At 67.6% G+C, this 14657-nt stretch carries 13 protein-coding genes; 9 read left to right on the top strand and 4 right to left on the bottom strand.

What is annotated here, in order from left to right; genetic code table 11:
- Positions 1 to 98: 98 nt before the first annotated feature.
- A complete protein-coding gene (locus AB0G04_RS08830) occupies positions 99 to 1280 on the bottom strand; it encodes a hypothetical protein (protein ID WP_360978902.1) in 1182 nt (393 codons plus the stop codon).
- Positions 1281 to 1427, bottom strand: coding sequence for a hypothetical protein (locus AB0G04_RS08825; protein ID WP_360978899.1), 147 nt, complete (start codon positions 1425 to 1427; stop codon positions 1281 to 1283). It lies immediately after the preceding gene.
- A gap of 1513 nt (positions 1428 to 2940) precedes the next feature.
- Here AB0G04_RS08825 and AB0G04_RS08820 point away from each other — a divergent pair.
- Positions 2941 to 4617, top strand: a complete 1677-nt coding sequence (locus AB0G04_RS08820; protein WP_360978896.1) for a hypothetical protein — start codon at positions 2941 to 2943, stop codon at positions 4615 to 4617.
- Between the two features lie 29 nt (positions 4618 to 4646).
- On the top strand, positions 4647 to 5282 hold the full coding sequence (locus AB0G04_RS08815) for a hypothetical protein (RefSeq protein WP_360978893.1): 636 nt from the start codon (positions 4647 to 4649) through the stop codon (positions 5280 to 5282).
- A 97-nt stretch (positions 5283 to 5379) separates the two neighbouring features.
- On the opposite strand, the gene AB0G04_RS08810 is transcribed toward AB0G04_RS08815, so the two are convergent.
- Complete coding sequence (locus AB0G04_RS08810) at positions 5380 to 5682, bottom strand: hypothetical protein (protein WP_360978890.1); 303 nt, start codon at positions 5680 to 5682, stop codon at positions 5380 to 5382.
- 224 nt (positions 5683 to 5906) lie between these two features.
- Between AB0G04_RS08810 and AB0G04_RS08805 the strand changes: the two genes are divergently transcribed.
- Positions 5907 to 6800: a hypothetical protein gene (locus AB0G04_RS08805; RefSeq protein ID WP_360978887.1), complete on the top strand. Its 894-nt coding sequence runs from the start codon at positions 5907 to 5909 to the stop codon at positions 6798 to 6800.
- 298 nt (positions 6801 to 7098) lie between these two features.
- On the opposite strand, the gene AB0G04_RS08800 is transcribed toward AB0G04_RS08805, so the two are convergent.
- Positions 7099 to 7320, bottom strand: coding sequence for a hypothetical protein (locus tag AB0G04_RS08800; protein WP_360978884.1), 222 nt, complete (start codon positions 7318 to 7320; stop codon positions 7099 to 7101).
- A 627-nt stretch (positions 7321 to 7947) separates the two neighbouring features.
- Between AB0G04_RS08800 and AB0G04_RS08795 the strand changes: the two genes are divergently transcribed.
- The 6 genes from AB0G04_RS08795 to AB0G04_RS08770 are packed head-to-tail and all read left to right on the top strand — an operon-like array spanning position 7948 to position 14572.
- Positions 7948 to 9174: an aspartate aminotransferase family protein gene (locus AB0G04_RS08795; protein WP_360978881.1), complete on the top strand. Its 1227-nt coding sequence runs from the start codon at positions 7948 to 7950 to the stop codon at positions 9172 to 9174.
- On the top strand, positions 9171 to 10235 hold the full coding sequence (locus tag AB0G04_RS08790) for an alcohol dehydrogenase catalytic domain-containing protein (protein WP_360978878.1): 1065 nt from the start codon (positions 9171 to 9173) through the stop codon (positions 10233 to 10235). The genes AB0G04_RS08795 and AB0G04_RS08790 overlap by 4 nt, the downstream gene beginning before the upstream one ends.
- Positions 10228 to 11337, top strand: a complete 1110-nt coding sequence (locus AB0G04_RS08785; protein ID WP_360978875.1) for a glycosyltransferase — start codon at positions 10228 to 10230, stop codon at positions 11335 to 11337. Before AB0G04_RS08790 ends, AB0G04_RS08785 begins: the two co-directional genes overlap by 8 nt.
- Before the next feature lies 1 nt (position 11338).
- Complete coding sequence (locus AB0G04_RS08780) at positions 11339 to 12130, top strand: inositol monophosphatase family protein (protein ID WP_360978872.1); 792 nt, start codon at positions 11339 to 11341, stop codon at positions 12128 to 12130.
- Positions 12111 to 13730 carry a glycosyltransferase gene (locus AB0G04_RS08775; RefSeq protein WP_360978869.1) on the top strand — a complete coding sequence of 540 codons (1620 nt, stop codon included), beginning with the start codon at positions 12111 to 12113 and terminating at the stop codon, positions 13728 to 13730. The genes AB0G04_RS08780 and AB0G04_RS08775 overlap by 20 nt, the downstream gene beginning before the upstream one ends.
- Positions 13727 to 14572, top strand: a complete 846-nt coding sequence (locus AB0G04_RS08770; protein ID WP_360978866.1) for an LLM class flavin-dependent oxidoreductase — start codon at positions 13727 to 13729, stop codon at positions 14570 to 14572. The genes AB0G04_RS08775 and AB0G04_RS08770 overlap by 4 nt, the downstream gene beginning before the upstream one ends.
- Positions 14573 to 14657 lie beyond the last annotated feature (85 nt).

The following is a 14657-nucleotide window of genomic DNA, read 5'->3' as shown; positions in this document are numbered from 1 at the left end:
GAAACGGATTATCCTTCGCTTCGAAGTGCGCTTTGTCGAATTGAGTGCGCCTACGCGACTTTGATGGAACTGCACCAATATTCCCGCGATGGCGCTCATCAAGAGATAAACGGAATAAGTACCGACCAGATCTCCTCAAGGATGTTCCAGAGCCCCGTTACGACGGCGGTGACAAATGCGGCGACATCGACACCCAGCTCCCGGATGTCATCGGGCAGGTCGTGGATCGCACCTGGTCCTTGGATGAGCGAGATTGCCAGCGCGGCGGCGCTCAGTAGATTACCGATCTTTGACCGCGGTGATTCATCGCTGCTGGCAGCCAAGGCGCGGGCGGCCCTCTGACTGATGTCCGCTTGCCAGTTCGCGAGGAAGGTCGCGCTCTGCTCCTCCACCTTGAGCATCCTCTCGAGGAGGAGGTGCGGCGCTGGGCGCTCGGCGTTGGAGGCCCAATCGGACGCGCACCGGTAGAGGAAAAGAAGGTCAGGAATTACGGATGGCGGCGCGCCATCATGTGGTGGCGGCCAGGACAACCCTTGTGAGCGCACTGCCGCGTCGATAACTTCGCCGACTGCCGTCAAGCGCTCTTCCGATTCTCGATGGAAGGAATCAGTGAGTGCAGCGCTCAGCAGCGGTCGTGTCGACAGAAGGCCGCGGATCCCGATCCGCAGTGCGTCGAAAACGTCCCGCGTGGCGTCAGCGTGGTTCGCGGATTGGGAGTCGTCCGACAAGACCTTGATTCGTTCCTGGATGACGCCCAATTCCGGGAGGATCCATCGCAGCGGTGCCTGGGTGTCCCAGCTCGGCGGCGGCAGGGGCTCTGAGACCACTCGGCGCTCGCTTTCGTTGATGACCGCCGCTTCGCGTACTTCGGTCGGTCCTGCGGGAATTTCCGGGCCCAAGTCGATACGGCCGGCTGTCGGTGCCTCGTGCGGCGGCGATCCCACCTGTGAGGTGGAATCCCGCCATTGATTGAGTCGCGGACCCTTGTCGCCCAGCCCGAGCCGCTGCAGGTACTGATCGACAACCTGATGGGCGTGGGTTAGCTGGCTGAGCAGACCGGTGGCGGGTTCCATGGCGAAACGCGCTGACCGCAGCCCGTCGACAAGTTCCGAAGAGCTCGTCCCCTGCGTTGCGACGGTGATCTCGTCGAGCGCGGCACCCAGCCGCTCGAGAGAGTCGTACAAAAAGGCTGTCTCTTCCGCGATCTGCAGGTTGGCGTGGCCGATCCGGGCGCGGAGCCTTTCCACGCTGGAATCAGCGTCACCATGATCTTGCTCCATCTAGGGACCTCGATCCGGAGTGGGGAGGATGTCGTGGCCGAAGTTGCCCTGGAGGGTCGAGTCGTCGTGCCACTCACTCTTGTACACCGGGCGGCTCTCCGAGTCCTCGAACCGCCTCGAGGTGTCGTGCTCGAACCCGTCTATCACGACGTGTATTTTCGTCGGCGATGGTAAGGCGCACCAGGCGAATTGGATGCCATTTTGCTTTCCGCGCCGCCGGATGAATGACGGCGAGGATGTTGTGGGCTGGCGTCGTACCCCGCAGGATGGGCGGGCATTCCGTGCTCCGGGGGCAGGACTGCGAAGTGGGGTCGACATCGGTGGCCTGGTCGGCCCGCGTTGACGACCGCGATATGGCTGCACCGACGTCGGAGCTATCACCCCGATCCTATGCGGATCGCCACGCACCACAGCGACCCGGACCTCGCCTCACTACCGCCAGCCACGCATGCCATCGTCAGCGCGCAAGCGAGCCAGCCAAAGCCTGCTGACGCTGAAATGCCCGAGCACCTCCCTTCGGGCGTACTCCGGCTATACGGCCCTGGAGCGGAAGCCGCAGCATGCGGCCTCGCCCTGACCACCGCACTCGGGCACACCGCCGCACCGACCACAGCAGGCCTGGCAATCCAGCGCCGTAAGTCCATCCTGCCCGGCGTTGACGATGCGAATCTCGCCGACATCGGCATCATCCTCTTGCCGGCCACCTCGGACAGCGATCTCGACGCCGACACGCCGAGCCACACCGCACCGCCAGGGGCCACCGTGCTCGTCATCGACGACACAGGAACGGAGGCACGTCACGACGGACGGCTCCGTTACCGGTACGGGCATCACCGCGCCTCGGCGGCTGTGTGCTCGATAGTCGAACTGCCGCGGACCTACTCCGCCTCGCTCTGCTGCATCGCCGGAAAGCTCCCCCAGCACCTTCCCCGAGGACTCATGTCACGGCAATGTCCCACCACCGTGGAGGCCCATCCCGGCCCGGCCGTCTCGACTTGCTCGGTGACTGCCAAATCACCGTGTACGGCGAACCCGTGCGGCTTCGTCGTACCGAAAGTTGCTCAGCCTCTATCGCCCGGGACCTCGCTGCAGGTCAGTCCTGGCCATGGATCGCACCGAGCCGCGAGAAGCATCGCCGCGATGCCTTCGACGCCTGCGGTTATCCAGCAGATCAGACTGAACCGGCCGAAGCCATCAGCTGGCTCCGGCGGGCACTCGCTGTAGACCCGTACAACGCAGCCGTGCAAGAAGAATTCGCCCGACGGCTCGCCGAACGCCCCTGCCGGCGCTCAACCATCCAGGTGACAATCGTTCCGATACTGCGCCGGGGGTGGCGGGCGTATCCGTCCGCCACCCCCGACCTCGCGACCCACGTCGTCAGTGCCGACTTCGTGCGCAACATGAGCGAGCGCTGAACCTGCGGCCCGTCATCGGCGTGTACCACTTCGAGGATCCACAGCAGCGCCGCTGGGGAGTGCGTCTTCCGCATCGGCTTGTTCAGCTCGTCGTGGTCGGACGCCCTGGCCTTCTCGTGCTCCGGAGGTGGTCAGGTGCCAAGGACATCGGTCAAGCCGCAGCGCTACGTAGGACTCGTGGCTTTGACGGTTCAACCCTCGTAGTCGAACCGTCTGCGCTGATACTGCGACCCTAGGAGATCGACATGTCGGGCGGCATCATTTACGACACGAACTTCTACGCCGCGCTCGAAGCCGAAGTGAACGCATTCCGTAAGGCCCTGACGAAACGCTGGCGCGAAGAGGTGGCAACCGCCGTCCGGCAGAGCGGTTCGTTCAAGACCGCGTTCCACCGTTACCAGCATCCATATGATGGGGCAGACCTCTGGGACCACTGGGATCCGATCAGCCAGGTTCACCTCTTCTGGGGCTCGTGCGAGGTCATCAAGTGGGTGCAGGGTGGCCAGCAGGGCGGCGTCCCCTCCTGCCCAGGCCGCACCTTCAGCCCGGAGATGGGCTACCCACCGATGACGGTCACCGATCGCAACGGCGTTGAAGTGGCCACTCCGAGCGAGATCACCTGCGGCATGAATTCGATCATGCAGCACGTCGAGTACTGGGCGTACGCCGAAGGCACCGCGGTTCTCGGCAAGCTGCCGCACTTCGACAGGCATGACCAGCGCGCGATCGAGGGAGCACAGCACGCTCTCCTTGCGATCGGCAGCACCCTGGGCCTGAAGTCCGCTCTCGACTCTGACGCCGGTTTCACACTCGCGAGCAACATCGACCTGATCCAGAAGGTTGCCAAGCTAGTCGGCGAGAACGGCGAGAATGCGGGCTGGTACACGGGCTGGACCGGGCTGGCCGCCACCAAATTCAAGGACGGGTTCTTCGCCTCGATCGCTCCAACCGTGTACAACCAGGCCAGGATCGCAGCGGCCATTCACAACCTTTACAGCGCCAGAGGCACCGTCATCCAGGAGATGCGGGCCGGCTCGCTGAAAATCCTCAGCGACGCCGGCAAGGCGCTCGATGCGACCAAGGAGATCACCACCGACCTCAACCCGGTGTGGCAGACCTGCCAGGGGATGGGCACGGCGCTCAGCATCGGCGGCGCATGGAACCCGCCGGTGGCGGCCATCGGCGCGAGTGTCCAACTCATCGGCATCATGGGGCAGAACTTCGCACCGAAGATCAAGCAAACCGTGTACGCCCACGATGTCGAGGCGGTGATAACGGCGCTCTGGGGCCATCTCGATGAGCAGGCCGATGACCTGTTCTCTCGGGAGAACGACTACAACAACGGCATTCACAGCCTCCGTGACACCATCTTCGGATTCCACAGCTTCAACCTGGAGCTGTACGACCTGACCGAAAACACCGCCACGGGCATCCCCGGCAGTAGGGACTTCCACATCCGTATCGATGACGTCCTGGAACTCGCCGACACCTGCTTCGAATGCGCGGCGATCTACGAGAAACAGCTCATCCCGAAGATTGCCGCAGTCCAGGCGGCCGATGCCTCACTGGCCACTGCGGACGGATCTGAAGGCATGGCCGACCCGAAGGTCAAGGCTATGGTCGTGGAGTACGGCGAGTATCTGAGGACCGCCTGCGGACGCCTCTATCTCGCCGGCGAGCAGATCAAGGCGGCGGTGCAGTTCTACGCGGCGACCGACGCGGAGGCTGGAGCCGCGCTCGACTCCGCAATGACGGACTGGGACGAGCCCTCCGCTCCGAGCCAGGCTCCTTACTGGGCGGGGGACACCGACCGCAGCGGTTGGAAGGTGCCCATTCCGGGTGCACCCTGGTTCGTCAACGACACGATCCCGGGCGACAACGACACCAGCGGGCAGGGCTACGAGACGGAGGCAACTCGATGATGAGACGAGTGGTGACAGGTGCCGTGGCCATGGTTCTGCTGGCGGGCTGTGACTCGTCACCCGGGCCTGGAGCTGTCAAGTCGCAGCCGCCATCCGAGCCGCCGCCCTCGGCATCTCCGGCGGCAGCCAGTGTCCAGCGAGCCACGGAGGCCGAACTCGCCGCGGTTTGTGAAGCGCTGGACAGGACGGTAACGCTGCCTGGCAACGGGGCTGTCCAGTACAGTCCCGCGTTCCATTACTCAGCAGGGGCGACCAATGTGCCGTTGTGCGGTATCGAGCCGGACGGCGAGTACTACGACCTTGCCACCAAGGTACCTGTCTTCGGTCGTGCCAGATTCGACTACGGCAGATACACAGACGCAGAGATGCAGACGATCCCCTCCCCGAAGTACACGCCTGAGACGGCGGAGGAACTGCTCACCCTCGATCAAGCAGATCCAGTGACCGACGAGTTGCCGTGCGCGGCCAAGCCCTGCAAGAACGGCATCCATGGGTACCAGTACAACTTCCGCTTCCAGGCCGTCATGGGCGACAACATTTCGGTGATCGTGAAGTTCGACTACATCACCACGGACGTGAAGGGCGACAAGAAGCCGCAATACCGGACGCAGGCGATCGAGGCGTTCAAGGCTTCGATGGAAACCATCAACGCCGGGCTCACGTAAGTCTCGGCCCGCACGTCGTCGGGCTCCGGCGGGTGCGCCAGCTGCCACCCGGCGTCGAAGTGCGGGTGCACTCAGACCGGCTGCACCCCGCTGATGATCAACGCGGCGACGACGGACTTATGGGCGTTGCGCGACACAGCAGCTTCTCACCGGGGCCGGCGACGGAAATCATCGCCGTCTTCACCGACGGCAAGCCTCCGCATGTCGAGAAAGAGGCGTGGTCAGCGCCGACCGCGTCGGCTATCAGCTCCTGAGCCTGTTCCAGTACGTCCTGGGACTGACGACGGTCGTCGAGGCCGTTGAGCGACAGCACGTCGGAGGCAAACACGCCGGTGCCGACGATGTCGGTCAACCGTGGGTCGGCGCCGCGGCCCTGCTTGTGCCCGGGTGCTCCGAACACCGTTTCACACGACGCCGGAACTCCTGCAACGACTCCAGCACCGGCACGCGCGAATGGTCGACCATGGGGCCACCTCACTGTTCGGTGGTGCGGGCGATCAGCGCACGGCTACCCCGCGATCGCTCGCCATGCGACCCGTTTCACGGTTATTGCGACGGGTACGCGCGCCGGGCACCTACAGGCGCGGTACGGGGAAGCGGGTGGCCGATCTCTCAGGAGGGCGCATGCCGAACATCGGAGAGCCGCGGAATGCGCACGACTCGTCCCAGGAGGACTCCGGACACGGCCGGCTGGCCGTCCGGGTCAGCGGTCCTACGCGGCACGCCGCCCGAACCGGGGAGGCATCGCTCATCGACACCGACGGCGGGTTGCTGGCTCTGACGTACGTGCCGGAGCCGCTCGACGCGGGCCCGTACCGGCTCGTGGTTCTGTTGCATGGCGCGGGTGGCTCGGCGCGGCAGGGGCTGCGGCTGATGCTCCCGGTCGCGCAGAGCCGGCGGCTGTTGCTGGTGGCCCCCCAGTCGGCCGCGGCCACCTGGGATCTCGTCTCATCGGGGCTCGGTCCGGACGTCCGCCGCCTCGATCGCGTGCTGACCGAGGTGCTCGCCGGCTACCCGGTGGACTCGATGAGCATCGGCGGATTCTCCGACGGGGCCTCGTACGCGTTGACGCTCGGGGTGACCAACGGCGACCTGTTCGACAGCGTCCTGGCGTTCTCGCCGGGCTTTGCCGCCCCGATCGTGACTCACGGCAGGCCACGGGTGTTCATCTCGCACGGCGACGCCGACCGGGTGCTGCCGATCGACCGCTGCAGCCGGCCCCCGCCGTACGGATCGGTCGGTCTACAACGGGTCCGGCTGGGAGTTCTGTTCGGAGCTCTGCTGGCCGCCCGGTTCATGGGCCGGGGCCTGCGGGTCGGAGCGCGGGTCGTCGGCGTTCGCGTTCTTCAGGTACTCGTCCGCGTCGTCCGGCGGGTCTCCGAGTGCCTCGGGGTTGATGCTCATGGCGTTCCTTTCGTGGTGGTCAGCGGGCGGCGTCCGGGTGGCCGGGCATGGTGGAGCCACCGCCGCTACCGCCCGAGGCACCGCCTGCCGTGCCGGCGCCGTCCGGTTCGGTGACGATGTCGCTGTCCGGTACGCCGACGGGCCGGCGGCCGGTCTCGGTCTGGGTGAGCGGGGCGCCCTCCTCCTGTTCGGCAGCGGGGTCGATGGGCAGCTTGCCGTGGCGATCTCCGTGTTGTGTCGTCATGCCGGGGCGCGTACCCGCGCAATGCCGCTTCATGCGATGAGATCAGTGGTAGCCGGGTGCTTCAGCCTCGTGAATCGCCAGTTCCTCGACGCACGTACGGGCCTGGGCGTAGCTCTGAGGGCGCATGTCCATGACGTGAGGCCCTGTTGGGGCATTCCCGCAGGTATGTCATGTCCCGTCGAAGCTGCTGGCGCGTAGCCCTGCTTCGGTGAGTGCGGCCAGCCGATCAGCCCGGGCACTTTCCTCCCGGCGGACCAGATTGGCGTACTCGGCCAAGGCCGACGGATCGGTGCTGTCAGCGAGGCCGTCAAGAAAGCGCTGGGTTTCTCGAACTGCCTCCGCGTAGGCGGCGGCGGTCTCACGGACACGGTCGAGAGTCGGGTCAGTCATGGCTCGGGCATACCCCCGGAGGCGGGGAGCACACCGGGAAATGCCGGTACCCCATGGGTCACCAGGCGGCGAAGTCATCCGGGCGTGAATCGGCCTTCGGCCAGATGGTTTTCGATCTGCTCCAGGCTGCGGTTCCCGTGGGCGCCGCCTTCGGCGAGGTGGGCGACGTGTTCGCGTGGCGTAGGGAAGCTCGATGATCTCGCTGACCCGGGGGTGGTGCCGGTGCTTCCGGGGGCTTCCCGCAACAGAGGGCAGGTTCGCACTGTTGTTTCCGGTTTTAATCGTCTGGTAAATACCGTGCGTCAATGTGGAAACCTTCCCGCGACATTCGTTCTGATCGAACTTCCCGTGATTAAGCGCACAGCACCCTCGCCGTCCAGGTCAGGCGGCGTGTGAAGCCGAACTTAACCGGTTCAGGGTTGACGCTGACCGCTGTCGGCGGCCACTGTGGAGCCCACGGGATGAGAGCGCTCGAGAAATGTCCGTCGATAAAGCGCCATTAAGCGCTGACTCCAGCCTGCAATCGCGTTGCCTCAAGGGCGCCGAAGGCAGGGTGACCGTCGATATTGTCCGTGCGATCGTGACGCGGAAAGGTCAATGATGAGTTCAAGCACCGTCGCAAGGCCGGTGACCGGCTTGCCGGACTACGCCGGCGAAGGTATCTACCTGCACGTCAAGGGCGAGCGATACATCGACTGCGCATCCGGCACGTTCAACGTGTCACTGGGCTACTCGGCACCGGAGATCATCACGGCCCTGCATGCCCAGCTTGATCGGATCGCCCACCTGTCCTCCGATTTCACCAGGGCCAAGTCGGCCGAGGTCTTCGAGCTGATGCGACCCGAACTGCCCGATCACATCGGTGCGTTCTGGTTTCGCGACATCACCGGTTCGGGGGCCAATGAGGCTGCCATCAGAATCGCGCAGAAAGCCACCGGCAGGTCCGACATATTCTCGTTGTTCCTGTCGCATCACGGACAGACCGCGACCACCACGGGCGTCTCCGGCAACGCTTTCCGGCAACGCAGTTTCTCGCTGCCGGTCGCCCATTCCGTCAAGATCCCGGGGCCGGACTGCGCGAACTGCTTCTACGGCCAGGTCCCCGGCAGCTGCGCGATGATGTGCGCGAGGCGGCTCGAGGACTTCGTGGAGTTCGCGTCGAGCGGCCGGGTGGCGGCCCTGGTCGTGGAGCCGGTGCTGGGCAACGGCGGCAACATCGTCCCGCCCCGCGACTACTACCGGGTGCTCCGCGAGACCTGTGACCGGCTCGGCATCCTCATCATCGCCGACGAGGTGCAGACCGGCTTCGGGCGTACCGGATCGTTCTTCGCCTCCACCGGTTATGCCGTTGATCTTCGCCCGGACATCATCACGTTCGCCAAGGGTGCCGGCGGGGTGGGCATCCCGGTGGCCGGTGTGCTCATGCGCCCGGAGCTCGACGTGCTCGAGTCGTGGGAGCACTCCAGCACGTCGGGCGCCAACCCGCTGGCGCTGGTGGCCCTGGAGGAGACGGTCCGCTACATCCGTGAACACCGGGTTCTCGACAACGTGGCCGAGGTGTCCGTCCGGTTGCAGCGCGGCCTGCTGGATCTGTCCCGGTCGTTCGCGGACATGACCGGTGTGCGCGGCGTCGGGCTGATGCAGGCGTTCGACCTGCCCACCAGCGTCGACGTCGAGCAGTTCATCGCCCTGGGACGGCGGCACGGATTGCTGCTGCGCGGCAGCCGGTACGGCTTCGGTCGCACCGTCAAGGTCCGCCCCCCTCTGATCATCACCGCCGAGCAGGTGGACGACCTGCTCGCCCGTCTCCGCCAGACCCTGATTTCCTTCACGAAGGAGACCGTGCGCCCGTGAAAGCGCTCAAGTACCTCAGCCCCTGGGACGTCGAACTGCGTGAGGTCCCCGATCTGCACGTGACCGGCGACGACGACGTGGTCGTAGACGTCAAGTTCTGCGGCATCTGCGGCACCGACCTGGGCATCGTCTCCGGTTCCTACCCGGTGGCGGTTCCCGGCGTGACGCTCGGTCACGAGGCGAGCGGTGTGATCGCCGAGGTCGGCGCCGGGGTGACCACGGTCGCCGTGGGGGACCGGGTGGTGATCAACCCGACGCCCTACTGCGGACGCTGCCGGATGTGCCAGACCCAGCGGATCAACCACTGCGTCAACAAGCACGGTACGGAGAGCGGCGTCAGCTACGACGGCGCCTACGCCGGCCGGTACCGCACCACGTCGGCGTTCGTGCACCGGGTACCGGACGACGTGTCGTTGCAGGCGGCCGCACTGACCGAGCCGCTGAGCTGTGTGGTGGCCGGTGCCCGCAAGCTGCAGCCGCCGTCACTGGCCGCGAACACCTACGTGTTCGGTGCCGGCCCGCTGGGCCTGCTCTACACCTGGGTGCTGTCGCTGAAAGGGCTGACCCCGGTGGTGGTGGAGCACTCCCCGGCCCGGCTGGAGTTCGCCCGGGACCGGCTGCCCGACGGGACGGCCGCCTACGCGTCCCTGGAGGAGGCCCGGGTCAAGTACTTCAACGACCCGCAGGCGCCGATCGACATCGTGGTCGACACCACGTCGATGCTGCTGGAGGACCTGTTTCCGCAGATGGCGTGCGGTGGCACGTACATGTCGATCGGGTTGAAGGAGAAGACGGCCTCGATCGACACGATGCTGCTGGCCGACCGCAGCCTGTCGGTGATCGGATCGATCGACTCGCTGCACGGCTCGTTCGTCGAAGCGTTTCACCTGATCACCACCGGCCGGATCCCGGCGGAGCGGCTGGTCAGCCACGTGGTGCCGTTGTCCGACTTCCGCACCGGGTTCGCGGCTCTGGGCTGCGACATCGACGGCCGGCGGTTCGGTCCCGCCGACCAGGCCAGCTGCAAGGTCCTCATCGCACCGGGCGGCGTCGATGAGTGACAAGGCCATCAGCGTCGTCATCCCGTACCGGGACCGGGCGGCCAACCTGCGCCTCGCGCTGGCGGCCCTCGCCGACCAGACCCTGCCCGCTGACCGGTTCGAGGTGATCGTCGGCGTGCTCGACGAGGGGACCGAGCACCTGGAGGTCTTCCGGGAGTTCGCCGGCCGGCTCGATGTCGTCGCGGTGTCGTCCGGCCGGCCGTGGCAGGTGGGGTTCGCCCGCAACCTGGCCCTGCGCCAGGCCACCGGCGAGGTCGTAGTGCTCATGGACGTCGACATGGTGCTGCCGTCGCGATGCCTGGAAGATCTCCATGATCGCCACTTCGGGTACGGCCAGCGCATCTGCGTCGTCGGCCAGATGATCGACTACGACAACAACACCGGGGACGTCACCGCGGTCGACGTCCAGCCCTACGAGCACTACCGCAAGGTGCTCGACGACCTCCAGGTCACCGGCACCGGCGACCAGGACCCCCGGATGTCGGCGAGTCACGTCATCCCCTGGTCGTTCGCCTGGACGGCGCTGATCGCGCTGCCCCGGGACCTGCTCACCGAGCGTCAGCTCTGGTTCGACCTCGGCTTCCACGGTTACGGCGTCGAGGACCTGGAGTGGGCGTACCGGGTGTCGGCCACCGGCACACCGATCGTGATGGGCCGCGACTTCTTCGGCGTGCACCTGCCGCACGTACGCGACGTCGCCGCGAACCGGCGCACCGAGGCCCCCAACTACCGCTACTTCCTGCGCAGATGGCCCGGGCCGGACGTCGAGCTGGCGTGCGCCTTCGGTGACTTCGAGGCCAACGCGTTGTATCCCGACTACCGGCGTGCGCTGCGGGACGCGGCGACCGTGTCCGGGGGCGCGCTCACCGTCGTGCACGGGAAGGTCGACGGCCGGACCGAGGTGGCGGTGGGCGTGCCGGCGGGGACGACCGGGAGCCTGCCCGCGACGGCGACCGGCGTCGAGGTGCTGCCGATCGCCGGGCTGGCGCTGCCCTTCGCCGACGGCAGCGTCGACCGGTGTCACGTTCTCGGGCCGGTCACCACCCTGCCGGAGCGTTACCGTGACCGGATCCTCGCCGAGGTCCGCCGGGTGAGTGCCTGACATGGCCGACCCGCGGGAACTGCTCGACGTGGCGGTGCGCGCCGCGTTCGCCGGCGGCGAGGTGGTGCGGTCCGCGACCCGCGTCCGCCCGGCCGGGCACAAGTCCAGCGCCACCGATCTGGTGACCGCGATCGATCTGGCGAGCGAGGCCGCCATCACCGCGCTTCTGCGCCGGGCCCGCCCACAGGACGGGCTTCTCGGCGAGGAGGGCACCACCCGGGCCGGCACGTCCGGCTTGCGGTGGGTGGTGGATCCGGTCGACGGCACCACCAATCTCGTGTACGGATCACCGCACGTCACGATCAGCATCGCCGTCGAGGAGCAGGCGCCGGACGGTACGTGGCGGGCGGTAGTGGGTGTCGTCCACGACCCGGCCCGGGAGGAGACGTTCACCGCCGTGCGCGGTCGAGGCGCCCGGCTGAACGGCACACCGGTCCGTGTGAACGACCCGGTGCCGCTCGACCAGGCGCTCGTGGCGACCGGTTTCGCCTATGTCGCCGCGTCGCGGGCCCGGCAGGCGCCGGTGCTGTGCCGGCTGCTGCCCCTGGTCCGCGACATCCGCAGCCACGGCAGTGCCGCCCTGGAACTGTGCTGGCTCGCGGCCGGCCGCTGCGACGCCTACTACGAGGACGAGCTGGCGCCCTGGGATCTGGCGGCCGGCGCACTCGTCGCCGCCGAGGCCGGCGCACACGTCACCGCTCACGGGACGGGTGTCCTCGCGGCCGGTCCGGCCCTTCACCCGGTCCTGGCCACAGCTCTCGAAAGGAACGAGCATGTCCCCGTACCGTGTTGAGCAGGTGACCGACCGCGACCCGCCGTACCTCCCCGTGTTGTTCGTGATCTTCATGATTCTCGTCCCGGTGTTCGCTGTCTGGCGCACCGCGGTGGTCAACTGGGGTGTCTGGTACGGCCCGCTGGCGTGGGCCGCCGAGATGTTCGCGGCCGCGACCACCGTCATGTTCGTGCTGTCGCTGCGCCGCCGCACCCGCCCGGTGCCCCGGCCGGTGACCGCGCCCGTCACGCGGACCGTCGACATCCTGGTTCCCACCGTCAACGAGCCCCTGCCCGTGCTGGAACCGACCGTGATCGGCGCGCTGCGGGTCCGCGGGGTCCGTGACGTGATCGTCCTCGACGACGGCGACCGGCCGGAAATCCGTGCCATGGCCGCCCGGCTCGGCGCCCGGTACCTGCCCCGGACCACGAGCGAGGGCGCGAAAGCCGGCAACCTCAACCACGGGCTGACCGTGACCGACGCCGAGTTCGTGGTCACCCTCGACGCCGACCACATCCCGCTGCCGGAGTTCATCGAACAGACCCTCGGCTACTTCGACGACCCCCGCGTGGCCGTGGTGCAGTCGCCGCAGTCGTTCTACAACACCGAGTCGTTCACCTTCCGCCGGCGCGGCGGGGTCGACGGCGGCTGGCACGAGCAGGAGATGTTCTACGGCGGGGTGCAGCCCACCAAGAACAGCGCCAACAGCGCGATCTACACCGGCACGTCAGCGATGCTGCGGCGCAGCGCCCTCGACACGGCCGGCGGATTCGCCGAGGAGACGTCCACCGAGGACATCCACACCTCGCTGCGGCTGCACGCCCGCGGCTGGCGGTCGGTCTACCTCGAACAGCCGCTGGCGTACGGGCTGGAGGTCGACAACTTACGGCAGTACTACGGCACCCGGCGCCGGTGGGCGATCGGCAGCCTGCACCTGCTGCTGCGGCACCCCGACTCGCCGCTGTGGGTGCGCGGGCTGACCTGGCGCCAGCGGCTCAACTACCTCAGCGCGATGGCCGCCCACTTCCAGGGACTGAACCGGCTGCTCTACCTCGTCGTGCCGGTCGCGGCGCTCACCACCGGGGTGGCGCCCGTGCGGGGTCCGTACGCCGTCTATGGTTTCGCGTTCCTGGCCTTCACGATCCTGTCGCTCGTGATCGTGGTGCGCTTCGGCCGCGGGCACTACCACATGCTGCACAGTGAGGCGTTCGCCGTCGCGGACACCCTGCCGATGCTCGCCGCCCTGCCGGCCGCGTTGTTCGGCGAACGACAGTTCGGGGTGACCGAGAAGCGGGCCCGGCGCACCACCGACGCCCGCCTCAAGTGGGCCTACCGGGTGTTCGCGCTGGTCGAGGTGGGGGCGCTCGGATTTGCGCTGACCCGGCTGGCACGCGGCGAGCACGTGGTGATCGCCGCCTGGTCGGCCGCGTTCCTCGCCCTCAGCGTGGGCTACATGCTGTCGTTCGTGGCCGGCATGGAGAGCTACGAGCGCCGGCCGGTCGTTCCGTGGTTCACCCACCTGGACCCGGAGCAGCTCTACCGCCGCATCGTCGCCGGTGCGGGCCCCGGATCACGTGACACCGCCGTCGACCCCGCGGACAGGCAGCGGGTTCCGGCATGACGGTTCTCGGCGCGATCGCCCTTCCGCAGCTGCCGCCGGAACGCCTCCGCGGCCTGGTGGAGGACGCCGACGCGGCCGGCCTCGAGGAACTGTGGCTGTGGGAGGACTGCTTCCTCACCGGCGGCGTGTCCGCCATGGCCGCGGCCCTCGCCTGGAGCCGCCGGCTGCGCGTCGGTGTCGGACTGCTGCCGGTGCCCCTGCGCAACGTCGCCGCCACCGCGATGGAGGTGGCGACACTGCACCGGCTCTTCCCCGGCCGGGCGATCATCGGGGTGGGTCACGGTGTGCAGGACTGGATGGGCCAGATCGGCGCGCGGGTGCCATCGCCGATGACCCTGCTCCGGGAACACGTCACGGCGCTGCGCGCGCTGCTCGGCGGGGAGCGGGTCACCGTCGCCGGGCGGTACGTCCACCTGGACGGGGTCGCCCTGGACCGGCCCCCGGTGGGCCACGCACCGATCCTCGTCGGGGCCTCCGGGCCCAAGACCCTGCGGCTGGCCGGCGAGGTCGGCGACGGCACGATCCTCACCGCCGGTACCACGCCCGACCAGGTACGGACCGCCCGCGCGGCCACCGGTGACGGCACGCTGGTCGTCTACCTGCACACCGCCACCGGTCCGGACGCGGCGGAGCGGATCGAGGCGGAGCGGGTGCGCTGGGGTTATCCGAGCGCCGCCGACCGTGCCGCCGTCGGCGACGCGGCCGCCGTCGCCGCACAGGTGCGCCGCTGGGCCGATGCGGGCGCCGACACGGTCGTCCTGCAACCCACGCCCGACGACCCCGACCCCGAAGGATTCGTACGCTTCGTCGCGCGCGAGGTCCGCCCACTGATCCAGCTGTGACACTCCGCCTCAAGCGGCCGGAACCTCCGGCCGCACGGAACAGGAAATCGACAAGTTTCGACGGCGTCCGCTGTATACAGCCAGG

It is taken from the genome of Actinoplanes sp. NPDC023801 (assembly GCF_040639655.1).
Classification (GTDB): Bacteria; Actinomycetota; Actinomycetes; order Mycobacteriales; family Micromonosporaceae; genus Actinoplanes.
This window is presented reverse-complemented; position numbering and strand designations above follow the sequence as displayed.